Source organism: Acidianus manzaensis (assembly GCF_002116695.1).
Lineage (GTDB): Archaea > Thermoproteota > Thermoprotei_A > Sulfolobales > Sulfolobaceae > Acidianus > Acidianus manzaensis.
In genome coordinates this window covers 2572734-2596257 of record NZ_CP020477.1, presented here as the reverse complement: position 1 = coordinate 2596257, position 23524 = coordinate 2572734, and the positions used below count along the sequence as shown (strand labels likewise).

General features: G+C 29.5%; 20 protein-coding genes. 15 read left to right on the top strand and 5 right to left on the bottom strand.

Annotated features, from left to right (window positions below; genetic code table 11):
• Positions 1-546: 546 nt before the first annotated feature.
• On the bottom strand, positions 547-957 hold the full coding sequence (locus B6F84_RS13450) for a hypothetical protein (RefSeq protein ID WP_148692716.1): 411 nt from the start codon (positions 955-957) through the stop codon (positions 547-549).
• Between the two features lie 241 nt (positions 958-1198).
• Here B6F84_RS13450 and crn1 point away from each other — a divergent pair, with 241 nt between their 5' ends.
• On the top strand, positions 1199-1738 hold the full coding sequence (gene crn1, locus B6F84_RS13445; RefSeq protein WP_148692715.1) for a CRISPR-associated ring nuclease Crn1: 540 nt from the start codon (positions 1199-1201) through the stop codon (positions 1736-1738).
• A gap of 245 nt (positions 1739-1983) precedes the next feature.
• Here the strand turns inward: crn1 and B6F84_RS13440 are convergent, their stop codons facing one another.
• A complete protein-coding gene (locus B6F84_RS13440; protein WP_148692714.1) occupies positions 1984-2961 on the bottom strand; it encodes an alkaline phosphatase family protein in 978 nt (325 codons plus the stop codon).
• 144 nt (positions 2962-3105) lie between these two features.
• Here B6F84_RS13440 and B6F84_RS13435 point away from each other — a divergent pair, with 144 nt between their 5' ends.
• The 3 genes from B6F84_RS13435 (at position 3106) to B6F84_RS13425 (ending at position 7338) form a co-directional block, all read left to right on the top strand.
• Positions 3106-4434 (top strand): MFS transporter, encoded by a 1329-nt coding sequence (locus B6F84_RS13435; RefSeq protein WP_148692713.1) that lies wholly within the window; start codon positions 3106-3108, stop codon positions 4432-4434.
• Positions 4435-4589: 155 nt separating this feature from the next.
• Entirely contained in the window at positions 4590-5294 is a 705-nt protein-coding gene (locus B6F84_RS13430; RefSeq protein ID WP_148692712.1) for a hypothetical protein, read from the top strand.
• Between the two features lie 208 nt (positions 5295-5502).
• Positions 5503-7338: an ATP-binding protein gene (locus tag B6F84_RS13425; protein ID WP_148692711.1), complete on the top strand. Its 1836-nt coding sequence runs from the start codon at positions 5503-5505 to the stop codon at positions 7336-7338.
• Here B6F84_RS13425 and B6F84_RS13420 read toward each other — a convergent pair.
• A complete protein-coding gene (locus B6F84_RS13420) occupies positions 7301-8512 on the bottom strand; it encodes a DNA double-strand break repair nuclease NurA (RefSeq protein ID WP_148692710.1) in 1212 nt (403 codons plus the stop codon). The genes B6F84_RS13425 and B6F84_RS13420 overlap by 38 nt on opposite strands.
• Positions 8513-9232: 720 nt before the next feature.
• On the opposite strand from B6F84_RS13420, the gene B6F84_RS14145 reads away from it, so the two are divergent.
• The 6 genes from B6F84_RS14145 to B6F84_RS13395 all read left to right on the top strand — a co-directional run bounded on the left by B6F84_RS14145 (position 9233) and on the right by B6F84_RS13395 (position 15705).
• Complete coding sequence (locus tag B6F84_RS14145) at positions 9233-9775, top strand: hypothetical protein (protein ID WP_236748980.1); 543 nt, start codon at positions 9233-9235, stop codon at positions 9773-9775.
• Positions 9776-9777: 2 nt separating this feature from the next.
• Entirely contained in the window at positions 9778-11100 is a 1323-nt protein-coding gene (locus B6F84_RS13410) for an AAA family ATPase (protein ID WP_148692709.1), read from the top strand.
• 98 nt (positions 11101-11198) lie between these two features.
• Positions 11199-11321 carry a hypothetical protein gene (locus B6F84_RS14200; RefSeq protein ID WP_257788605.1) on the top strand — a complete coding sequence of 41 codons (123 nt, stop codon included), beginning with the start codon at positions 11199-11201 and terminating at the stop codon, positions 11319-11321.
• Positions 11322-11495: 174 nt separating this feature from the next.
• Positions 11496-13250 carry a DNA/RNA helicase domain-containing protein gene (locus B6F84_RS13405; RefSeq protein WP_148692708.1) on the top strand — a complete coding sequence of 585 codons (1755 nt, stop codon included), beginning with the start codon at positions 11496-11498 and terminating at the stop codon, positions 13248-13250.
• Between the two features lie 342 nt (positions 13251-13592).
• Positions 13593-15101: an APC family permease gene (locus B6F84_RS13400; protein WP_148692707.1), complete on the top strand. Its 1509-nt coding sequence runs from the start codon at positions 13593-13595 to the stop codon at positions 15099-15101.
• Between the two features lie 289 nt (positions 15102-15390).
• A complete protein-coding gene (locus B6F84_RS13395; protein WP_148692706.1) occupies positions 15391-15705 on the top strand; it encodes a 4Fe-4S dicluster domain-containing protein in 315 nt (104 codons plus the stop codon).
• Positions 15706-15844: 139 nt separating this feature from the next.
• Here B6F84_RS13395 and B6F84_RS13390 read toward each other — a convergent pair whose 3' ends face one another.
• Entirely contained in the window at positions 15845-16678 is an 834-nt protein-coding gene (locus B6F84_RS13390; RefSeq protein ID WP_148692705.1) for an amidohydrolase family protein, read from the bottom strand.
• A gap of 186 nt (positions 16679-16864) precedes the next feature.
• On the opposite strand from B6F84_RS13390, the gene B6F84_RS13385 reads away from it, so the two are divergent.
• The 3 genes from B6F84_RS13385 to B6F84_RS13375 all read left to right on the top strand — a co-directional run bounded on the left by B6F84_RS13385 (position 16865) and on the right by B6F84_RS13375 (position 18926).
• Entirely contained in the window at positions 16865-17572 is a 708-nt protein-coding gene (locus B6F84_RS13385) for a carotenoid biosynthesis protein (RefSeq protein ID WP_148692704.1), read from the top strand.
• Between the two features lie 68 nt (positions 17573-17640).
• A complete protein-coding gene (locus B6F84_RS13380) occupies positions 17641-18204 on the top strand; it encodes a cyclase family protein (RefSeq protein WP_148692703.1) in 564 nt (187 codons plus the stop codon).
• Between the two features lie 86 nt (positions 18205-18290).
• Entirely contained in the window at positions 18291-18926 is a 636-nt protein-coding gene (locus B6F84_RS13375) for a hypothetical protein (RefSeq protein ID WP_148692702.1), read from the top strand.
• A 91-nt stretch (positions 18927-19017) separates the two neighbouring features.
• On the opposite strand, the gene B6F84_RS13370 is transcribed toward B6F84_RS13375, so the two are convergent.
• Positions 19018-20238, bottom strand: coding sequence for an ATP-binding protein (locus tag B6F84_RS13370; RefSeq protein ID WP_148692701.1), 1221 nt, complete (start codon positions 20236-20238; stop codon positions 19018-19020).
• Between the two features lie 937 nt (positions 20239-21175).
• On the opposite strand from B6F84_RS13370, the gene B6F84_RS13365 reads away from it, so the two are divergent.
• Complete coding sequence (locus B6F84_RS13365; protein ID WP_148692700.1) at positions 21176-22447, top strand: phytoene desaturase family protein; 1272 nt, start codon at positions 21176-21178, stop codon at positions 22445-22447.
• A gap of 634 nt (positions 22448-23081) precedes the next feature.
• On the top strand, positions 23082-23522 hold the full coding sequence (locus tag B6F84_RS14230) for an amino acid permease (protein WP_338025983.1): 441 nt from the start codon (positions 23082-23084) through the stop codon (positions 23520-23522).
• Positions 23523-23524 lie beyond the last annotated feature (2 nt).

Here is a 23524-nt window from a genome sequence, read left to right as displayed (position 1 = left end):
AGGATTTCTGCTTCTCCTGGGAAACATACTATACGTAAGCGTATAGTAGAGGTCTCCCTCCACAGGCAGTCCATCATCAGCCAGCTCTCTCAGCCCAGTAGAACCTGAATATTCGTTTTGTTGGTATAAGACTTTTTATAAGGAGCTATCATCCCCAACGTCTAATGGGACTTCAGTCCCCTTAATTCCCACCAATGTTAAAAATAGTTGTGGAGCATCTAAAAATTGAGGTTTTTCTCCCAATCAGAACCATTCGTAGAACTAATATAAAGTATTCAAATTATGCACGCAATACATTAAAAATGAAAGATCTCATTTAAATAATTAAAATAATATTTATAAGGTACTTGGATATAAATGATTACTCATTATATTCTGTAAGAAATATTAATATCTAATCCTATTAAATAGATCATAATTTCAATATATCTCTAAAATAATAGAGAAAAGCATTTATTCTAAATATAAATTAGAATAAGCCTATAAAAATTCAAATCTATGAGTTTATTTGTTATAATGATTATATGGAAAAAGAAAATACTATATTTACAATGTGTTTGTGCCATTAATATAAATATCTATATTTCCAGTATATGAACTCATAGGAGCTTTTATTACTACGTCTAATACAACTGATTGACCGTGACCTAAAGTGTAAGGTATAGGCGTTGCTGAAACTAAAGTAAATGGCGAAGAAACGCTAACTGACGATATTTCTATTGAAAACAAACCATTATTAGTTAAATTTATAGGTATAGTATACTCTTGACCACCATGTATGCTTATACTAGAATTGTAATAACTGACTGATATATGAGAAAATATTGTTTTATTATCGAATGTAATGTAAACTCCTGTAATATTCACAGAATAAAAATAACCATTAGTATATACATAATATAGAGCTCCCAAAATAATTAATACGACAATTATTCCAATTATTGCTCCTTTAGCCATTATTTATCTTATATACATTCCTTGATTGCTATTAAAAATTAATGTTAATTATCTACGAGCATTTTATGAAATAAAATAGTTTTATAGGATTCGTAAGCTATTTACCTACATTCTGCTTATTATAATGGAATATTACTTTATATAAAGATTAAAAGTGTTTTTAGTACTTTGATAAAAATTCATTCTAAGATAAAGTTATTCTACACATAAAGTTTTTTAGGATATAATTAATGTATTAACCATGGTAAAATTAGTCTGCACTTTAGGGACTAGCCCAGGAGGAATTTTTGAAACGTTAGGAAATTTAAGGAAAGGCAATTATGAGGCAGAAAATCCGATTCCAGTTAACATAAAAGAAGTTTATGTTATAAGGACTTCTGATAAAGCTGTAGATATTGCCTGGAAATTAGTTAAGGCGATATTTGCTTGCTGTGGAGAAAAAGATGTTACTATTTCTGATATTTCTCTCCAAATAACCGACATTACTAGCAATTCGGATTATGAGTTATTTATGAAAGAAGTATCATCAAGAATATCTAAGGGAGATTACGTAGACTTTACCGGAGGAAGAAAAGCAATGAGTGTCGCAGCAGCTATAGCTGCAAAAGAATTGAATGCTCATATTGTCACTACTATTATACCACAAAATGAGTATAATGAAATAGCACAGAGAGCTAAAGGATTAAAAGAAGAGGACATAATTGCAGGAGGAAATAGAGATTGCAGAGTAGATTTCTGTAGTTTGACATCTAAAAACGCTAGAACTATACTTTTACAATAATTCCAAAAAATCTAATATAAAAATGCTAGTCTTTTCATTTTTACGTGTATTGGTTGATTGATTAGTACACTGAATTTGTACGATAATATTGAACTTTAATTTTTGGTCTATATTCTTTACTTCAAGTTTACATAGAAAACCTTAGGAGAGTAATATTAGTTTTTTGCTAGGAAAAACAGTATATATCAAGAAAAGAAAAAAGAGAGAATTATCAATTTATAATTGTGAAGAAAAAATATATGTATTTATTGTTTAATAAGCAATGGTATTTCGATTTCTTCTTTATTCATTCCACCATGGGATCCTAAATGTTTTGCTTCTTCTTCATCGTCCCAATACATGTATAGTCTGTTGTCAGTTGGAACTACTGCGTAATCTGGTACGTTTTCTCCTCCGGTTATTTTAGCTAGTTTTTCCTTTTTAAGGACTAGAACTGGATAGTTTTCAAAGATTTTTGATGGATTTTCTCTAGTTATTAGCATTAAATTCCTGTAGTCTCCAAAAGGTGGTACGTCTAACCTTTTAATTATTTCTTTTTTATCTAGTTTAACTACTCCTTCAACTGGTATGTGACCGTGATCTGCTGTAATAATAACTGAATAGTCTTTCTTCAAATCGTTAGCTAGGGTTTCTGCTAAGTTTGTTATTTCTTTTGCTGTTCTTAGCGTGTGTTCTGAATATGGTCCAAAATGGTGGCTTACTGCATCTACGAATGGTAAGTATAAGAACATAAATCTGGGATTTTTCTTTTTAGCTATTTCGTATGTTTGACTTATTGCATCCCAAGGAGAGAAATAAGGTACTACATTTTTTGTTATTTTGCTAAATATTCTGATCATCGGTCTTAGGGCCGGTGCTAAAATTACGTCTTCTTCTGATAAATAAGGATTTATTGAAGAAGATTGGTTATAATACTCATCTATTAAGTTTATTATTTTTCCATTTTCTTTGTCGAAAATTCTCCATCCCATTATTCCATGTTTGCCTGGAGGTTGAGCTGTGAGTAAGGTAGTAAGTACTGTTATAGTTATTGTTGGAAATACTGAGTGTATTTTTTCTGCTTTAAAATTTATTCTTTCTGCTAAAGAATATCCTAAACCGTCAATAAGGATTAAAAGGACTTTATCTTTCTGTATTCTTTCAGTCTCTTTCTTATTTAAAGCATTAGATATGTCTTTAGATAAAGAATACAAACTGTTATCTAAATATGGTTCTACGATCATAGTAGAAAGTTACTTAGTGCATATTTAAGGATTCTCTACTATTAACTATGTTGAAGTATATATTTTACTTGATTTTAGAAAACTATAATCTAATATATAATCTAAATTGAATATATTTATATAATCACCTTTTTTATTTCTTATATGCATAATCCTTTAGGTGAATTTGAAAATAGAAGACTGAATTTATTTCATATAAAAACTACTTTAATCGCTGGAGCAGGACAAGTGGTTGATGGTTATGATCTTACTGCTGCTTCTTTAGTGTTAGCTTCAATGGAAGTTTATTTTGGAAATTCTTTGCTTCAACTTTCTACAGTGCTTTTTGCATCTATAATATTAGGAAATATATTGGGAGCTATTATTTTTGGATATTTAGCTAAGCATGGTAGGAAAAAGTTCTATGGAATTGATGCTATGTTGATGATTTTTGGAGCTCTATTTCAAGCTTTTGCTACTTCCGCGTACGAAATAGCAATACTTAGATTCCTTTTAGGATTAGGAATTGGGGCTGATTATGTTTTGTCTCCTTTAATAAATGCTGAATATGCTAATATTAAGGATAGAGGAAAATTAATGGCTATTTCAGGCGGTTTTATGTGGAATTTTGGAGCTCTATTGTCTGCTATAGTTACCTTATATTTAGCTCAAATATTTCCTCAATCGACGTTATGGAGGGTCGTATTAGCTTTAGGTAGTGTTCCAGCTATAGCGGTAGTAGTGTTTAGGAGAAAATTTCCTGAGACTCCTCATTATTTGCTTTATGTTAAGAAAGATTTAAATGAATTAAAGGAAAAATATGGCTTAACTGTTGATAATATTAATATTTCTAAAATAGTGTTAAAAGCAGTTTTACCAGTGCTTTTTATTGCTTCTTTAACATGGTATTTATACGATATTTCTGCTTATTCTAGTGTTTTCTTTGGTCCTAATGTGATAGCTGAAAGGATAGGAGTTAATGGAGTTCTATTTGAATTGATAATATTAGCTATATTTTCAGTGCCTTGGAATTTTACTAGTTCTCTCTTGGCTGATAGGTTAGGTAGGAAAAAATTGCAGGCTATAGGTTTTATAGGTATGGGAGTTTTTACTTTACTTTTTGCGTTTTTAATTGGAAAAGTCGACATACTTACGACTTTAATAATATATGGCATGAGTAGTATTTTTAATTCATTGGGTCCAGGTACGATAGTAGGTTTCTGGGGAGTTGAATTATTTCCTGCAGAAATTAGAGGAATAACTCAAGGAATAACTGTGGTTAGTGGGAGAATGGGAGTTTTAACTACTACCTTCTTATTTCCAATAATATTGCAAAATTATGGAATTGTAACTACAATGATTCTCTTAGGAATATTAGGAATTGTAGCGAGTATTATTACGTTAAGACTTCCAGAACCAAAAGGAAAAAGTCTATCTGAAGTATCCGTTGGCAAAGAATCAATGAAGCAAACATCGGCAGATAAGAATTCCTAATAAGTTATGATGTAAAAGAATTATATGAACGTTATATTGTTTTTAGTAATGTAGTCTTTTAATTTATATAAAAATTGTCTTTAAAGTTAAAATTGTGTTCTAGTTAATAAAGGAAGATTTTAAACTAACTAAAGTTATATCTTATACGGTTATTTATGCATCCTGCAAGAAGATTATATTTGAAAAAACCGTTTAAACCAGAAATTAAGCCTTTAGCTGAAAGTTCTTCAACAAGTGAAATAAAAAGCTCTACGCTATATAGTAAAAGCGGATTGACTCTAAAATATCAGTATATAGGTGGTTCAGAAGGTCAAGTAAATTGGATTATGGAAAATAATAATGATAAGAAAATTGATGTAATTTTGATAAGAGGAGCAATGCTGAATATTAATGGAGAGAGTATTTCTGTCCCTAAGTATGTATTCGGGGATGCATATGCTGAGGTTTATTATGCAAATCATTTATCAACTTTTATTCAATCAGTCAATGATATTCCTTTATATTCCTTGGCTATTTTGAAGAATAATGATAATAAGCAGATAGGTTTTGTATTTTCAATTCCACCGAAATCCTCTATAAGTGTGCCGGAGTATGGATTTGTTGGTTTAGTGTCATTACAAGGAGAATTATATTCAGCCAGTGCTGGCACTTTAAACCTTTATACCGTTTTTTATGATTATACTGAGATTCAAGATTATGAAAACGAGTCTGGTACTACTGTTTCTGCACCTCCAGATCCTTATACAGTATATTCAATTTACTTCGACGTAGAGCAATTAGGAGATCCTATAATTCCTAGATATATTATCTCAATGAGTAATGATATATTAATAAAAATCCTCTCAATGATGAATAGCTAAGATAAAACTTTATTATGTGATTATTTTTATTAAAGAAAAATAATATATATACGTCCTATCTCTTTTTTTACATACTTTTCATAATAAGGTATAAATGTAATTTATTTTAAAACGTTGAATCTGGTCTCTTCATGTGTTTATGATTCATCTAGAGCATGCAGAATTACACTATATTAAGTATTTATATGTAAAATGTATAATCTTTTTTATGGAAACTAATACTGATAGCGAAGATAAAATAATAAATGATTTGTCAAAAAAACTCGATGAGGCTGAAAGTGAAGCAAAAACTTGGGGAAAAATTATAGGAAGGATAACTAGGTATGAGACTGTTAGGATAGGAGAAGAAGAATTAATTGGAGTAGATATAGCTTTTGAAGATTATCTAAACAGTGAAATAACGAAAGGACAGTACTTAGCAATAAGAGGGATAACTAGACCGGTAATAATGATAGGTCAAGTTTATTCTATTACAAGGGCTGACGTATTATCTAGATTAGGCATAAGGGAATTGACTTATCCAAAAGATCCTACTACAATAATTACCACAACGTATATAGAATTACAGCCTATAGCTGAGTTAGAGAAGAAAATAGAAGGAGGAGATAAGATACAAGAAATAATAAGACCTGCAGTATCTCCTATAGATCCGCAAAGCCCTGTTTTTATTCCAAAGGCAAAGCTTTTGGAAAAGATTCTTAGGATACCTAAACAAGGAATAACTATTGGAAGAATATTTTCTGGAGGAGAAGAAATAGAAGCTAAGGTCAGACTGGATGAAGAGACTTTAAAACATCATACTCTAATCTTAGGAACTACTGGATCAGGTAAAACTACTCTTCTTAAAAATGTTATAATAAGCGAGGAAATTCCAAAACAAACTCTAGTTTTTGATAGGCAAAGAGATTTTGTGAATTTTATGATAGATAAGAAGAAAGAATTTGCCGTAGTAATGCCAGTATCTGAAAAACCTAATCCTAAAGTTTCAATTCAAGATTTTGTTCAGGACTTTGCAAATTGGTATGAATGTACTGTAACTTCAATAAAGGTTAACGGAGGATTTGTAGATTGTAAAGGAACTCAAGTTTTCGTAATACCTTACTCAATTAACTTCTTTGATAATTTTAAGACTTTCAATAGAATAACTCCTTATTTCACTTCTAAAGCTTCAATGTATTGGGAAGGGATAGTTAATAAAACATTTGAAATATTAGGAGCTGAACTTCACGAATTTACTCAAACTTACGTGGGAGAAGATGATTTAGCTCTCTTTCTGAGGGATAGACTAAGACCAGGCGACTTAATATCTTCAAATAAAATTTCAATATCTTATCCAGTAAAAATAACCAAATTCATGAGTAAATCACATGTTTCATATGATTCAAAGAGCAATAGTTTGGGGATAAACTTAGGGAAAGCGTTTTTGGACTCAATGGATTCGCTAAGTTTAGCTCCTAGTACAAAGGAGGCAATAATAAGAACGTTAAAGGCTTACGATAGTTATGGAATATTTACTGTACCTGGGACAGTAGATTTTGATCCATCTGACGTATTTTCCTTGTACGATAATGTAATAGTTGACTTGAGCTGGGTTATGGAAGCTTCTACTTCAGTTGAAGCTGTAGCTTCTATAGCTTATAAGATTTTAGATCAAATATTTGCATGGAAAAATGAACTTTACGTTAGGAAACAGAAAAGTCCTCTAACTCTAATTATAATGGATGAGGCTCATGAGTATTTTCCTCAAACTAACCAAGAAACAGTATCAAAGGATATCGTGGAAGGTTTAATAAATAGAATAATGAGGTTAGGTAGAGTTAGGAATATAGGCGTAATCTTAGCTACTCATGTTCCAGATGATTTAAATCCTTTAGTTTTGCAGTTATCTAATACTAAAATTGTAATGAGGAACGATACTCATGTATTAAAGAGTATAGGAATGGAGAAATTTGACGATTTTCTAAGGCATGCTATTCCAGGTTTAGGAATAGTTGACTCAATAGATTTTAGTGAGATCCCAATAAAAACTGTGCTACCGTATTAGAATAGGAAAGTTTATCATCATGTATTATACTTAAGTAATTTGAAGCTACTTCATAAGCGTAAATGAATAGTGAGGCTGAAACGCGTTTACTCATTTTATCTACTAACTCAATGTAAGTTGGAATTAATCTTTCTGATATTCTTGAAAATGCTGTACTCAATTGTTTTTCTATGTCTTTGTTAAGGCTTTCAACTCTGAAAAATGAAGGAGAAAAGTAAGGAGTTCTAAGTATTACGTAATAAGCGTATTTGCTAGGTGGATTTTCTAGTACTGTCCCATTATAACAGACATTATTTTCATCTTTAACTGAAAGGGCATAATCTATTTTGAATGGACCTATAGTACAAATGTATGAATTAGATTTTTTGCAGAAGTATTCGTCAATAAGTTCTAGCACAGTAGGATCTTTTAGATTATTTATTTTCCTTCCTTTTTTCTTAAAAGCTTCTTTTACTGTCTCATCATTAGATAGTTTTTTGGAATTTTCTAATCTTTTAACTATACCTATAACATTCTTACCAGTTACAAGATCTATTCTCTCTTTGACTAATTTAGCGTAAGCTATCCTATGACATACTCTAGCTTCAGTATTTAATTCAATTTCTCCTGTCAATTCCAATGGAGTGGGATAAATTGGCCCATCTACTATAACTAAGTCGTGATTATTAACTATGGTTATTCCAATGTTTTCAGATTCGGTTCTTAATTCGTCAGCTATATCATCTATCTTATATTCATTATCTATATCAGTAACGAAAGGATATCCTACTACGTTTTTTGTCCTTATATTTTTGTCGTTAATTGTGACTGAATCTAAAATTTTCTTATAACTACTAATGCCCATGTAAGGATTATCTACATTATAAGGACCGTAAATAAAGCCTTTTTTTGAACTATATATGGAAAGACCTACTAGAACGCTATTAACTGATACATCCCTTAAATATCGTGAAGAAGAATCTATTGATGCTATGCTATTGTATTCTTGTTCTAGTTTAGAGTAAGCTACGGGTTTAAATTCGTTTAACAATTCTATGCTCATTACTTTTTCTCCTTCTGATATTTCGTGTTCTGGATCACCTTCATGGTCTATTTCCTTTTCTGGTAAATTCTTCTTAGCGTTAGCAATTTCTGCCATTACGTCTTTGATGCTTTTCTTTAATCTTAAGCTCATTATTACAACTTACGTGAATAATTAATATAAACTTTTAAGAAATAGGAGAGTAAGAAATAAAGGAAGAAGGAAAAAAGTAAAAAACTTTGAAATCTTAACTTTGCCTTTCTAGAGTTTTATTTATTGTTTTTTGTTTTCTCCTTCTTGTTGACCTTGCTTCTTTCCGCCTTTCTTTGCCATTTGGGATCTGAAATCATATAGCTCTTAATAAGTTTATAAAAATTATCAACGTTAAATGAATTAAAAATTAACGTAAATCTCTTTCGTAATATGCCAGAATATTTCAACAATATAGCCTAGTTATCCAGAATATTTTATATAGTTACGTCGTCCTTTATAAATGATAGTTAAGTATCTTAATTAAGAGAATTATCTATTTTGAGGGAAGATTATCATTAGCTACATTAATTCTTAAGAAAGAGAAGGGATAATAACTAAAAAGAAAGAAGAAAATTGTTAAAAAGTTATGTTATTACTAATGAAGAGAAATTAAATAATTAGTAAGAATAAAATGAGAAGAAGTGAACAATAATATTTTATAAGTTTGTAATATCTAACAATAAGATACTAACTAACTTATCTCTACATTACTATTTCTTTTTAACTAAAAAAGCAAATTGAAGCAAAATAATTACTATAGAATTTATGATGCTATTAAGTTTTTACTCCCTCAATTCTAGAATTATTAAAGTTTAAATATTCATAATACCAATTTAGATTATGAGTAGTAAAGATGATATAATTAATGTCATTATGCGTATTACTGGAGGAACAAATACGAAAGAATTCACTAAAAGTGATATTTTAAGAGAGTTAGGAAGAAAAAGAAGCAATGAAACTATTGATAAAGCATTAGGAGAATTACTTAATGAAGGATTTATAATAGTAAAAAGAAGGGCAGGTAGAGCAATATATTATACTCTATCTGGAAAAGTTGAAAAACAGACTGAAGAAGAAAAAATTGTTTCTCCTTCTGATAACGACACTTTGAATGGAATAAGACAGCTTTTTGATGAGTATTTTACAAAATACTTTGGAAGACCAAAAACTTACGAAGATTTAGATAAGGTTTACGATATAATAAAGGACGATATAGGATATGCGCAAATTAAGGATTTACGTGAGCAATTAGGGATGAGTTTAGAACAATTTATGTCAATTTTTCGAGACTATATTCTACAGCATTACGAATTAATTAGCGGAGGTAAAGAAGGATTCGTTCAACGAGGAGTGTTATACGGAATAATTAGGAGGAAGAGATAAAAATGTCCTGCAGTTTTCCAGATTATACAGTAGCAAAATACAATGAAAGAAGTAAAATCTCTGGTAGATTATGGAGTGAAACTGTAAAAATTGTTGAAGAGTATATTTCAACTAAGAAGAACATTGTAGTCACTATAATTGGAGAGCCTGGAATGGGAAAGACTACAATTCTAAATACGGTAATGCAGAATTTGAAAGAAAAGCATTTCATCATTTTTCTAGATCTAGTAAATAGTTCTAACTTGTCTAATCCAGCTTGGGAATTTATAGAGAATACAACAATTTATGAAAAAATAAGGAGTGCTGCTTTTGATTTTTTATCTCAGCATAAAACTGAAATAGGGTATTCGGGTTTTAGTAAGATTAGAGAATTTCCTAATTGGTTAAATCATTTATGCAACAAAAGGAAATGGACTGAAAAATATGAATATGCGGAAAAATTATACTGCATGTCTTATGAAGAGGACATTAATGGTCTGGTTAATTTCCTTAATGACTTGAGTCAAATAGATGGAGTTAGCTTACTCTTAGATGAAATGAGAGCAATTGATACTCAACTTTCCGAACTTCATAAGATAATTAATGAAACTGATATACCGATAGTTATTACTCTAGTTCCAGAAGTGTATAGTGAAATAAAAGATTCTGCTTTAAAAAGAAGGCTTGACGAAAAACGAGTTGAACTTAAACTGAGTAATGAAGATAAATTAGAAATACTAAAGGCTTATTGTGAGGATTTTGCTGACACACTACTCCAAATTAAGGAGATTCAAGAGACTAATAGATTAAGTTCATTGCTAGATATAGCTAGAGATTCTTATAAAAGAGCTTTCGAAGAGTGCAAAAACGAATATAATCAAAAAGACTGCATCAGGAAAAACCTAGCAAAAGCGTTTCTAATTGACGATATTGATAAAGCTTCAAAAGAATTAGAGAATAAAATTAGAGAAGGACTTATAGCTCTACAGAAGATATATGGAATTAAATATGTTCACCCAAGAGGAAGAAAGATTGAGCAAAGAGGCATGAATATTGACATATTCTTTCAAAAAGATAATATAGAGTATTTAGGGGATGTTAAATTAACAAATGAAAGCACTCTTAGCGATACAAATATAAAAAATATAAAAAAGCTGATTGGTTTTAATAAAGATGGAGGTTATGATGTGAGAAAATTCATTATTACTAACAGCAATAATGTAAATCTGGACGAATTTGTTAAGATCATAGTAGATAATCCTACTATTAAAAGAATTTTGGATGGAAGTACTGATGAAAGAGATAACCTCGTGAAAAGAATTCTGAATGAACTGGGAATAAGTTAGATTAGATAGTTATATTATTTGTATAAAGATAAAATTGAAAATATTAATGGTCAAACTTTCATTTGTCTCTCTATTTCCTTATAATTATTTTACATAATATGCCAGTATGGATAAAAATAGGTAATACAAATTTAGTATTTCCAGATGAGCAAACTATGCTAAAAGTACTTAAAGAAGCTGAAATAAGCCTAAACGAAATAACTATAATAGATAAGAAATAAATGATTTTTTTTAATTTTTAGTTGTTTTATTTTCTTATCTAATTAAAAAGAATTTAATAACATAGATCTAATATTTTTGTTAAATTTATTTCAGAGTTCTTTATTGATTATCAAGAAATATACTAGAAAAAGCATGATTAAAAAATTTTAAGTCTTAAATATTATACTTTATTGATGGTATTACCGGTAGTCTTTGACGAGTTCGATGGGAGAAATCAAATAGTAATAGACCAACTCGTGAATCTGCTCAGTAAAGAATTTCAGAATACTTATTATCAGTCTCCTAGTATTGAGAGAGTAAATTCTTGGAAATCTTCCCTTCAATTTTTGCTTGAGTCAAATATTACAATTCCAGTTATAGCAGAATATCCTATATTTACAGAAGTTTCCGATTTTATTTTTCTTAATAATGATAAGGGTATTGTAGCTGAAGCAAAAGGGTGGCATAATATTAAGAAAATTGACGATTATACTGTTGAAGCAGATGGAAAAATAAGACAAGATCCGTGTTTTCAACTAGAGAATTATGTTTCTAAGTTAAATTATTTTCATCCATTAAGAATAAAATTTCATGGCATATTACTCCTCTATAATTCTAATCAATATTCATCCGATAATTGTGTAATAATCAGAAAACCAGAGGAGTTAAAGAAAGAAATCGATTCTCTTTCACCACCGTCAAAAGATAATATTAATAAATTTATATCAAGTAAACTTACAATAACTGAAGATTTAATAACTTTATTACAAAATTTAGATGTTAAAGATATACTTAATTCGTTTTCACAAACTTTATACTCTGAGGGTTATGGCTTAACAGAAGAACAAATATTAATAGTAAAAGACGTTTTAGATGCTTTAAAGTCTAATACTGACAGGACATTTTTAATTAAAGGAGGAAGTGGATCTGGAAAAACTTTAGTGGCTTTAACTCTATTTTTTGAGGCACTTAAGAAAAACTATAATGTAGTATTAGGATATAAAAATAATAGGCTACTTAATACATTGAGGTTTATATTGGGAAAGAGAAAAGATACTAAAGTTTTGACTGAGTACATTAGGTTTTACTCAACAGGTAGACCTAATCCGGCAGGAATAGGCGATATGTGGTATAATCAGACTCATGACTTAGCTATTTTTGATGAGGCTCAAAGAATGACTATGAAAACAATCCAAAATACCATGAATAGAGCAAAGGTTAAGGTATACTTTTACGATGACGAGCAAATCCTTGTAGGTGATGAGGAAGGTACTGAAGAGAATTTCACCAAATTAGCTAAGAATACAGAAAAAAGGGGTTTAAGTGGAGGCTTTAGAATGCCCTATGCTAATCTTATTAAAGAACTTTTAGAAGGTAAAAGCGTTAATTTACCAGGCACGTTTTTCAAAGTATTCGACGATATACAGAAAATGCTTAATGAACTTAGATTTAAAGACGGTAAGAAAGCTTTACTTTGTGCTTTTACCGAATCAGAAGGAGACTTAGAAAATAAGAACTCGCCAAAGAATATAAGAATAGGTTATCCTCTCCAATCAGGTTTCGATTTATATAAAGGTAAAAATTTGAATATAAGATGGCTGATGGATCCAAAGACTGAATATCCAAGATATTGGTCTGGATTAATGGATCCTCTTTCGTATTGTGCATCTGTTTACGGGGCACAAGGATTTGAGGCTGATTATGTAGGTGTAGTGTGGGGTAGAGATTTAATATGGAGAGGAAGATGGGATATAAATTCTGAACCTATAACTGATAATATTGGTGGAAGATATTTTTCGCTAAAAGCAATTGCAAAAAAGGACAAGCAGAAAGCTATTACGCTTTTACATAATAGATACTATATAATGCTTACAAGAGGAATAAAAAGTGTGTATATTTTCTGTGAAGATGAAAATACTGGAAAATACTTAAGCAGTTTAGTAAAATGACTAAGTTGGCAATCTATTTTATTTACCCATAGTATGATATTTGATAAAAATTTTTCTAATAATAAATTTTCTAATAAAGGAAATAGCCTAAAGTTAGTAACATTATACACGAAAAATATGTTACTAAAGAGTAGCGAATTATGGAATACTTATCTAACAATCCTCTCTATGAATTTTGATTACATAAGATAAATAATTTTTATGAAACATAAAACATTTTTAGTTTTTCCATTTTCTTTCCTTCATCAATGTAATATTTATTTAATTTTATCTCCTAACTTATGAAAAATCTTCAAAAAGTTTTTTTAAAGCTTATATGTCTCATAATTTTTAATTTCTCTCATGGAGAAAAAGTATGTTAATTCTTTACGAAAAGAATTATCATTAATCAATTTAATAGTAATAGGAATAGCTGGTGCAGTTGGAACTGGAGTACTCTTCAGCTCAACTGGAATGGCAGCTTTAGCTGGTCCAGCAATAGTAATTTCATGGTTATTAGGAGGAATTTTCTACTTATTTATAGGATTAACTTATGTTCAGTTATCTATTCATTATCCTGAAGCTGGAGGCCCATCGAGATATCCACTTTACTCCCATGGAAGGATAACTAATATGATTAATGCTTTTTCTGATTTAATATGGTATTTATTTATTCCACCAATAGAAGCTTTAGCAGTAGTTGAAGCTTTAGATTATTTTTATCCTTCTCTCATCAATTCTCAAGGTTTTCCTACTACATTAGGAGCAATAGTTGGAGTAATTATAATGCTAGCTTTCGTTCCATTTAATTACTTCTCAGTTAAATTTTTTGGACAATCTACGACTACATTAGGGATAATAAAATTAGCTATTTATTTAATTGTTGCAATAGGATTTATTATATTTCTTTTTCATTATTCTAATTTCACTAATTTTGGAGGTTTTGCTCCATTTGGGTTTGCTGGTATTTTTTCAGCAATACCTTTAGCAATGTTTGCATTTGGAGGAATAAGAGTATTACCAGATTATTCAGAAGAAGTTAAAGACCATAAAATACTGGATAAAGCGATAGTCTACACTGTTATAGGGCAAACTGCAATTTATTTGCTATTCGCCATCGCTTTTATAGGCGCATTAGATTGGACTAAGATTGGAGTATCCCTAGGAGATTGGAGTAGTCTTTCGTCTTTACCTGGGAATCCTTTCATTGATATTGCAGGATCAGAAAAACTATCTACTTTACTTCTTCTTACTGTAATTATAGGAGTGCTAGGTCCATTTGTTACCGGTTATATTTATCAAGGAGGAGGAATAAGGGTTTTGTTTTCTATGAGTAGGTCTAATTATGTTCCAGGAAAGATTCAGGAATTAAATAAATATTCTATACCATTATGGTCTTTAATTGTGTTCTTAATTACTGGAGGAATATTGACTTATATTGCAGCGCCAATCCCTACAATTTATGGTTTAATTTCAGATAGCGTAGTAGCAGGTTATCTGGGATTTTCTGCAAATCCAGTAGCAATGCAAGCATTAATATCTAAGAAGAAGATAAATCCTATAATTCCATTTCCTAGTGCAGTTGCTTTATTAGCGTTTATCTTTTCTTCATTAATTATCTTTTGGAGTGGATGGCCTTCAGTTCCTTATGCAGTACTATTACTTACTGCTGCCAGTATAATATTTTCAGCGATTTTTAAAATAAAGGAAGATGTTATTAATGCTATTTGGTATATTACTTTTATAGCATTTTTAACATTTTTAACTTATATTAATAGTGTTGGAATAGTGAACTTCTATGAAGGAAGTTTGATAGCTGCAGTATCTTCAATAGGATTCTTCTTCTGGGGAATAAAATCTGCAAAAATCTAACTAATTTTTTCATTAAATAGATTAATTACAAATGATAGATTTTACTCAAACTATTTCTCATAAATTGCTCTATGATAGCTAAATGTTTTTAAATCTCCTAAATTCATTCTTAATTTCTTTTTGGCAATTACTGAAAAGTGTATAATCAAATCTCAAGTCTTATTATAAATATTTATAATGATAGATATAAATCTTATTAAATTTGAATAGAAAGATTTTTGAATGAATTATGAAAGTATAAATAAAAAACTTTATTTATGAAAAAACCTAGAAGAATATTGGTGATTTAATGGGTATAGATCCGAATTACAGGACGAGTAGACCTCAAGCAGGAGATCATGAAGGGCATAAAGTGTATGGTCCAGTAGAACCGCCAAAAGTTCTTGGAATTCATGGTACTATTGTTGGAGTAGATTTTGACTTATGTACTGCAGATGGATCATGCCTTACTGCATGTCCTGTTAATGTGTTTCAATGGTATGATACGCCAGGACATCCTGCTTCTGAGAAGAAGGCTGATCCAATTAATGAACAAGCTTGCATATTCTGTATGGCCTGCGTTAATGTATGTCCAGTAGCAGCAATAGACGTAAAACCACCATAAAATATTCATTTTTTGTCTTAAATTCTGTTTAATTTACACAAAGAGCTATCTTTTATTATTAATTTTTCTATTACAAAATACAAGAGATAACTTTAGAAACACTTTAAGGCCTGGCAAAGACAAAAGTAATTCATAGCCCTTAGGCTAGTGTTTTATATATTCTGGGATTAATGCTTGTAGCTAACTTCTTTGTCTCATCGCTTATATTTAAAGAAAGGAATTCATAGAGGTTTTCTCTTAATCCTTTAACTCCTGGACCTCCAACATCGCTTCCATATATTAACTTGTCTTTCAATATCTCTAGCCTAGGAATGTATTCTAGGAGTTTTTTAGGAGGTATTGAAGAAATTTCTGCGTATATATTGTTCCTTATTCTGCATAATTGGAAAGCTGTGGATATCCAGTTTGGTCTTCCCATATGAGCCATGACTATTTTTAGCTTGGGAAAATCTACTGCTATGTCATCTAGAAAGATGGGATCTCCGTATTTATTTCTTGACATCGAAAATGAGCTAGTTCCAGTGTGAATTATTACCGGTAAGTTATTATCTTCTGCAAATTCGTATAAAATTCTTAAATTTTCTATTCCACCTTCTTCTTCTCTATAAGCATTAGGTTTAATCCATGAATGGACTGGATGAATCTTAAAACCTGAAACTCCTGCTTCGTATTGTTTTTCGATCCAGAATTTTGCTTCTTCTTTACTTAGCTTCTCCACTTCAACTCCTCCTACTACAGAAAATCTATTTTTATAATCTTTTAGAAATTTTATCGTATTAATAGCAAAATCTTCTTTAGTATTCCACACTATCCTAGAAGAATAAGCTATGATTACAATGTAATCTATGTTAGCCTCATCCATTTCTTTAATTACGTCTTGTAAAGAAAAGGGCTTAAAGGTATACCCAGGAGAGGGAAAATTTTGAGGAAGAACTTCCTTAAACCATACATGAGTATGAGCATCTATATACATGAGTAAGAGTAAGTGAAAAGAAATATAACTTTTTCCTTAATTTTTTATTAAAGATTAAAATAATGAATAATATAAAATGATACGTAAAGAAGTAATAAAATATTAATCGAAAGCTATTAACTTAGCCCAGAAAATACAAGGTGCCCATGTGTAAAAGCATTTTACTGACAATTAAAAAATGGTAATGTGGATAGACTATATTTAATTTCGTTTATATTACTTTGTCTGGGAATTATATTTGATGGATTATTACTAGTCTTTTTTATAGCATCCATAGTTTCTTTAATTCTATTATCTTTCAAAAAGAGGGACTTTATGATTATCTTTTTATTAGGTTCAATAATAGGTTTTGCATTTGAGAGATTAGGTTTGTCCACAGGGATTCCGTTTGGGCATTACGTGTATAATTTTCCTCCTTATGTTTTCGGAGTTCCAATTTTCGTAGTATTTGGATGGGGAATTTTTTCGTTCTTATCTTATTTAGCTATATTTAATTTTCCTGAAAAAGAGAAGATAATTATTTTTTCTTTTCTTATGGTAATTATTGACCTTTCAGTAGATCCAATTATGGTTTCGGCTGGATATTGGACCTGGAAGACTTCTATTCTAGACTATTTTGGAATTCCAATAACTAACTTTGTAGGATGGTTCATTGTATCTTTAGTAATAATTATAATTTACTCTTTAATTAGAGGAAGTAAAGAAAAAAGTGAGGATAACATATTTTCATACCTTTTTCCGTTAGTGTATTTTCTATTTCCCTTAAATTTCTTCATACATGCTAAACCTCAATTAGAAGAACCTCTATTTATTGCAATGATTACCTCATTGATAGTAACTAGTATAATAATAGCTAATTGGAGAATAAAATACAAAATTATTAAGAAATCGTAGTAGTAGTTTTTATCCTTGATTTTCCTGCTTTATACTTTATATATAACTTCTTATTGAATTATTTTTGTATGATTATAGACTTAACGGAATGTATAGAAGAAAATATGCCAGTTTTTCCCGGAGATCCAAAACCTAAAATTTCCGAAATAAGGATAGAGGATTATGTTATTCATTCTTTGTTTTTAGGTACTCATACTGGTACTCATGTGGATGTTCAATCTCATTTTATTGAAAATGGAAAAACTTTGGATAAATATGAAATTTCTAGGTTTATTGGTAATGCGATAGTTTTTAGTTATCCTGGCAAAATTCCAGATAAACCAGATAATGTTGATTTCCTGCTAATTTATTCTGGTTATAAAAATTGTGATTTAAAACTTAAAGAATCTGAAATTACAGTAGATGAAGCTATGGAAATTGTTGAAAAAGGATATAAGCTAGTAGGTATAGATTCGCCAAGTATAGGAAATAGTGAGGTTCATCGTTTTCTTTTAAAGAATGATATTCTAATTGTAGAAAATTTATCCAATAACCTAGAAAAAATTTTAAATAAAGTTGTAAAATTCACTTGCCTTCCTCTTAAATTGAAAGGAGTTGACGGAGCTCCAGTAAGAGCTATAGCTGAATTCTAGCTGTTGGTTTTTCTATCAAATAGTTTTTTATCATTAAAAAATGACATATGGAAAAAGTTTTTATGTTTAAACATAAATAACAAATTATGTATATAAATAATAAGATATCTCATCAATCAACATGGAATTTTGATGTTTTCACTAATATTAACTCGATATTTAGAGCAGGAAAAACAATAAAAATTATAGGAATAGTCATTTTACTTTTGACTTTCTCGTTACTTATCCTTACCATGAGATACTATAGTGAAAATTCGAATACAGTCGAAAATACTAAAATTCCAGTAAAATCAGATCATATAGAGCAACTAAATACTTCTACTAGTACTTCTACTACTAATATTTCTAATAGCATAATAAATAATTCATTAATTATTGATGTAAATGGTGTTGCAATTCACGTTTTATTTAACGGAATTAACAGCTTTACTGATAAAATTTGCACATTAGCAGGTGTTCCTTGTTATCTTACATTAAATTATAATGCAAGTTTTAATGGAGATTATATGATCTCCTTAAATATAACGTCTATTAGGTATCCACCAGTTGGCATTGTATCTGTAAACGTATCCTCACCTTTTTCATTAGTTTCGGCAACGCCTATACCATACACTTTGAATGTGCATAAATCAATAATATTAAATATAATAGTAAATAATACGATGGACTCAAACGTCAAAAATATGTACGTTTTCATAACTATTTTTCCGTTTGATCAATAGTAATTTTTTTATTTTTAAAAATACAATCTGCTCGTTAATATTCTCGGTTATATTTTATGTATAGAATATTATCACGATGAACTTTTGCGTTTTAAGACTGTAGTAAAAATTTCCATAATGGTATTATTTTAATTTTTAGGTTATCTTTCTTTACGATATCTTCAATATCCCAACTGATAATTATTTTTTCATATTCCTGAAATATTTCATTAGCTTTAACTAATGCATTGATTTCTCTGTCTTTAATATCACCATAAGTTACTTGAATTAGTCTCTTATTTTTAGTATCTACAAAATCTATCTCGTAGTCTTTTCCTTTAAAGTAATATAATTCATTTCTCGATTGATTTTTTCTCATAAGTTGTATATATACTATATTTTCCATAATTCTACCTATATCTATTTTTATCGATACTAATCGTATTAAACCTGGATCAACAACATAAATTTTCTTGTTTTCTCTTATTCTTTCCAATTTTGGATTATATTTTTCTAAAGGATAAACTAGAAAGGAATTTACTAATCCGTCAAACCATTGATCTATGGTCTTGTAATCAATCGATAACATTTTGCTTATTCTATTTAGAGAAACTTCGGAAGAATATAGGGAAGTTATAGCTCTAGAAAAATCTTTGAATTTAGTAATTTGCTTAATTCTTAACCTCTGCACTATGTCCTTGAACAGTATATCATTATAAATGCTTTCCAGTATTTTTCTGCCAAGTATTTGAGCTTCAGGGAATCCCCCAATATTTAAATATTCTTCTAAATACCTTTTTATTAACGCAATTTCTCTTGTAGTAAATGGATATTCTAAATTAACTTTTCTAAACCTTAAATATTCGTTAAAAGAGAAAGGGAATAATGTAAAGTCTACATGTCTACCCGTTAGCGATGTTCCTAACTCATTAGATAATAACTTAGAATTACTGCCAGTTACTATAATTCTTTTGGTGTTTCTTAATCTAGATACAAATCTTTCCCAACCATTTACATTTTGAATCTCATCAAACAAAAAGTAGTCTACATTTCCGTACAATTCGTAGATCGCAGACTCAACTTTCCATAAGTCTTCTACATTTAGAGATAAACGATCATCATCAAAATTAACATAACCAAAATTTTTTCCCTTCATGAGTAAGCCTGCTAATGTTGATTTGCCTGACCTTCTAACCCCTAAAATAACTAGAACATTGGGAATAGTCAAATATGAAAGAAGATCCGGAACGTCCCTCTCTATAGAGTTAGATAAGAGAATTTGAAGAGATTCTTTCTGGTCCTTTATTACGCTCTTAATATCTTCTAATTTCATTATGGAGTATACTCCAGAAGTCTATAATTAATTTTTTGGAGTTCACTCCAAATTACCTAATAGATTTCCGTGAAAAGAAAGGTCAATTTAGATATTTGGAGTATACTCCAGAACAAGCTAGAATATCTAATGTTTTATGGAATTTATATGGAGAAGTAAAGAAATAAAATAATTACTATCTGATACAAGACTTATTTCACATTAATTGAATAATTGGAGCTAAAAATACTGTCTTACGCACATAGAAAAATATAGGGATAAAAAAGCAAAAATAATAACTTTAAAATCTAGTTATCTTTATTCCTTATTATTGTTTCTTTTCTCCGCCTTGTTGTTGACCTTGCTTCTTTCCGCCTTTCTTTGCCATTTGTGATCTGAATTCATATACCTCTCAATAAGTTTATAAAAATTATTAACATCAATCGAATTAAACTTTAATTTAAAAAAGTTGACGTATTAACGTTTAATATTTTTCTTAATCCTTAGATTTTTAAATACTATTTAATAAGTCAACCTAACTATGTATATATTATTTTATATTCTCTATGAAGGTAATATGAAAATTTTACGAAGTTTTATGATAATTATCATTAATCTTTAGGAAGAGAAGGTTTAAATATCAAAAAATAAATAACTAATTGTTAAATATTAGATAAATATAACGTATATAACTTGATTAAAAAACCGACTTTTTCATCGTGATATAGTATAATATCCGTAAAGCTTAGGTATTAACTTAAAAATTTTTTATTATCCCCTTCCTGCTATTTAAGGAAGCTTAGCAAGATTCCCATGAAAATTTAATACTTGTATAATTTAATTATGAGTTAAGTGTTAATTGAGTCTCTTTATATCTATATTGTTAAATTCATTATTCTAAAAAGAGAATTTAAAATAGAACGTAATAGTTTTATTGCTCTAAGATAGTTAATATAGTATGAAGGTTGCTGTAATAGGTGCTGGTCATAATGGATTAATTTCTGCATACTATTTGAGGAAAAATGGTTTTGACGTTACGGTTTTTGAAGGTAGATCTAAAGTTGGAGGCATGGCTGATACTGAAATTGTAAACGGAGTGAAAATTAGTAGGGCCTCTTATGTTTTAGGTTTAATGCCATCTAAGTTAGTCAAAGAGTTCAAGATTCCAGTTATTGAACAAGACCCAGTTCAGATAATTTATGACGATAAGCCTATTCCTTTTTGGAGGAATAGAGAAAGAAGAATAAAAGAATTAAAAAGTATAGGAGAAGAAAATTTTGGAGAATTTGAAGATATAATTTCTAGATTTAAATCTATGCTAGAGGAGAAATTCACTTTCGTAGATACTCCTCCTTCAAAGGAAGAAATTACTGAGGAAGCTGAAAAAATAGGAGTTGAAGAAATTATGAAGTTAACTTCTGGCGAGTTCTTAAACAAGTATATCTCGAATAAGAAATATCATAGATTTTTTATCTATCCAAGTATGGAAAATTCTCCTGCTTATTTAGTTTCTTATTTTTACGCTAATTGGTCTTTCGTAAAAGGAGGAATGGGAACTGTAGCTGAAAGGATCAAGGAAGAAGCTGAAAAAATAGGAGTCAAAATTAGACTAAATACTAAAGTAGACAAAATTATTTCAAAAAATGATCAAGTAAAAGGGATTAAATTTGATAATAAGGAAGAAGATTTTGATTTAATAGTATCTGCTGTAAGCCCTGCTGAAACTGTTAAGTTAGCTGATATTAACGTTAAGTTTCCTGTCAGAAGGTATGGTTGGGTTAAATATAATCTGATTTTTGAAAATGAGCCTAAAATGCCAGAAGATTTGGCTAAGTTTAAGTCTTCTATTATTGATTGTGATGCAGGAGAAATAGTCTTACCGTATGCTGTAGATGATTCTATCGGAGGTTATGTTATGGAAATGATGGGAGACTTAGACGAGGCTTTAGATATTTTCAAAGGAAACGTAATTTATCAAGAAGAGTTAACTGCTGAAAAAGCTGAGAAAGATTATATTTTACCTGGTGGTGATCTAAATCATTTGCCTATGAGAGAGCCTTATCTTTTTGATGGAAGACCTATGAAGGGTTGGGGTTATTCTTCCCCTATAAAAGGTTTGTATTTAACTGGAGCAGGCACTTATCCTGGTGGTCAAGTAGTAGGAGTTTCTGGTTATAATGTGGTTTTAAAAATACTAAAAGATTTAAAAATTGAAAATAAGTCAATGTAATTTTTCTTTCTTATCTTTTATAAAAAAGCTGTAAATTAAATCTTGAAATTCAATTTTTTCGTATTGTCTAACCATAAAAACTTTATCGTTAAAAAGTTTTTATAAGTACAACATGAGCTTTAAAAAATAAAAAAGAAGTAAAAAATTATACGAAACTGAAGGAAGGATTTGAAAAAACTATCCTTAAATATAGGTCTTAATAAGTTCAGAATTATTGTTATCAATAAAATTGTTTAGAATTTTATTTACTGCTTAAAACTTTTTGTTTTAAACATGTAAGAATTACAAAGTTTATAACGTAATTTCTTAGTTGTTATCATTTGGCAATTTATTTACATTATTCTATAATTACAGAAGGTAATTAATTATTTCTTAGCGTTTTTTAAATTTAGTAGATCTAATAAGAGTTACAATTCTGTCCTTATTCAGCATTATCCAATTAGACTGAGTTCCTTTATACTCTAAATAGTTTCTAAATTATTATTACAGTAAGATAACATGCTTTAAGACTGATTTATAATTTATTTCTATACATATAATTCCTAAAGTTTAGTAAGTTTAAATGCATTATACTTTAGTGTATATACTATATTAAACAAAGCTTTTTTATACTGTTTATATTATTTAATAAACTATGGCTAGAGCAAGGGATTTTGGAAAGGAAAGCGATAAACAATTGAGGAAGAGTTTAAGCAAAATGGAATTATTTTATATTGGCTTAGGAGGAATTATAGGCTCTGGTTGGTTATTTGCAACTCTTTACGCTTCTGCTGATGCTGGTGGTGCTTCAATTTTATCTTGGATAATTGGAGGTATTCTTATTTTATTCATAGCTTTAGCTTATGCTGAAATAAGCTCTGCAATACCCAGATCAGGAGGAATTGGTAGATATCCTCATTATACTCATGGTGGACTAGTAGGTTTTATTATGAGCTGGGCATACTTAATTTCTACTTCTATTTCTGCAGCTGCTGAAGCTACAGCTTCAGTTACTTATCTTTCTTCTTTAGTTAGTTCTTTAGCTGTTCATGGTGTTTTAACTCCTTTAGGTATTGCTATAGATTATGTTTTTTAATC

Bases quoted from the DNA above. Each gene is read 5' to 3' on its own strand.
- B6F84_RS13450 (WP_148692716.1), bottom strand. From the start codon at position 957: ATGGCTAAAGGAGCAATAATTGGAATAATTGTCGTATTAATTATTTTG.
- crn1 (WP_148692715.1), top strand. From the start codon at position 1,199: ATGGTAAAATTAGTCTGCACTTTAGGGACTAGCCCAGGAGGAATTTTT.
- B6F84_RS13440 (WP_148692714.1), bottom strand. From the start codon at position 2,961: ATGATCGTAGAACCATATTTAGATAACAGTTTGTATTCTTTATCTAAA.
- B6F84_RS13435 (WP_148692713.1), top strand. From the start codon at position 3,106: ATGCATAATCCTTTAGGTGAATTTGAAAATAGAAGACTGAATTTATTT.
- B6F84_RS13430 (WP_148692712.1), top strand. From the start codon at position 4,590: ATGCATCCTGCAAGAAGATTATATTTGAAAAAACCGTTTAAACCAGAA.
- B6F84_RS13425 (WP_148692711.1), top strand. From the start codon at position 5,503: ATGGAAACTAATACTGATAGCGAAGATAAAATAATAAATGATTTGTCA.
- B6F84_RS13420 (WP_148692710.1), bottom strand. From the start codon at position 8,512: ATGAGCTTAAGATTAAAGAAAAGCATCAAAGACGTAATGGCAGAAATT.
- B6F84_RS14145 (WP_236748980.1), top strand. From the start codon at position 9,233: ATGAGTAGTAAAGATGATATAATTAATGTCATTATGCGTATTACTGGA.
- B6F84_RS13410 (WP_148692709.1), top strand. From the start codon at position 9,778: ATGTCCTGCAGTTTTCCAGATTATACAGTAGCAAAATACAATGAAAGA.
- B6F84_RS14200 (WP_257788605.1), top strand. From the start codon at position 11,199: ATGCCAGTATGGATAAAAATAGGTAATACAAATTTAGTATTTCCAGAT.
- B6F84_RS13405 (WP_148692708.1), top strand. From the start codon at position 11,496: ATGGTATTACCGGTAGTCTTTGACGAGTTCGATGGGAGAAATCAAATA.
- B6F84_RS13400 (WP_148692707.1), top strand. From the start codon at position 13,593: ATGGAGAAAAAGTATGTTAATTCTTTACGAAAAGAATTATCATTAATC.
- B6F84_RS13395 (WP_148692706.1), top strand. From the start codon at position 15,391: ATGGGTATAGATCCGAATTACAGGACGAGTAGACCTCAAGCAGGAGAT.
- B6F84_RS13390 (WP_148692705.1), bottom strand. From the start codon at position 16,678: ATGTATATAGATGCTCATACTCATGTATGGTTTAAGGAAGTTCTTCCT.
- B6F84_RS13380 (WP_148692703.1), top strand. From the start codon at position 17,641: ATGATTATAGACTTAACGGAATGTATAGAAGAAAATATGCCAGTTTTT.
- B6F84_RS13375 (WP_148692702.1), top strand. From the start codon at position 18,291: ATGTATATAAATAATAAGATATCTCATCAATCAACATGGAATTTTGAT.
- B6F84_RS13370 (WP_148692701.1), bottom strand. From the start codon at position 20,238: ATGAAATTAGAAGATATTAAGAGCGTAATAAAGGACCAGAAAGAATCT.
- B6F84_RS13365 (WP_148692700.1), top strand. From the start codon at position 21,176: ATGAAGGTTGCTGTAATAGGTGCTGGTCATAATGGATTAATTTCTGCA.
- B6F84_RS14230 (WP_338025983.1), top strand. From the start codon at position 23,082: ATGGCTAGAGCAAGGGATTTTGGAAAGGAAAGCGATAAACAATTGAGG.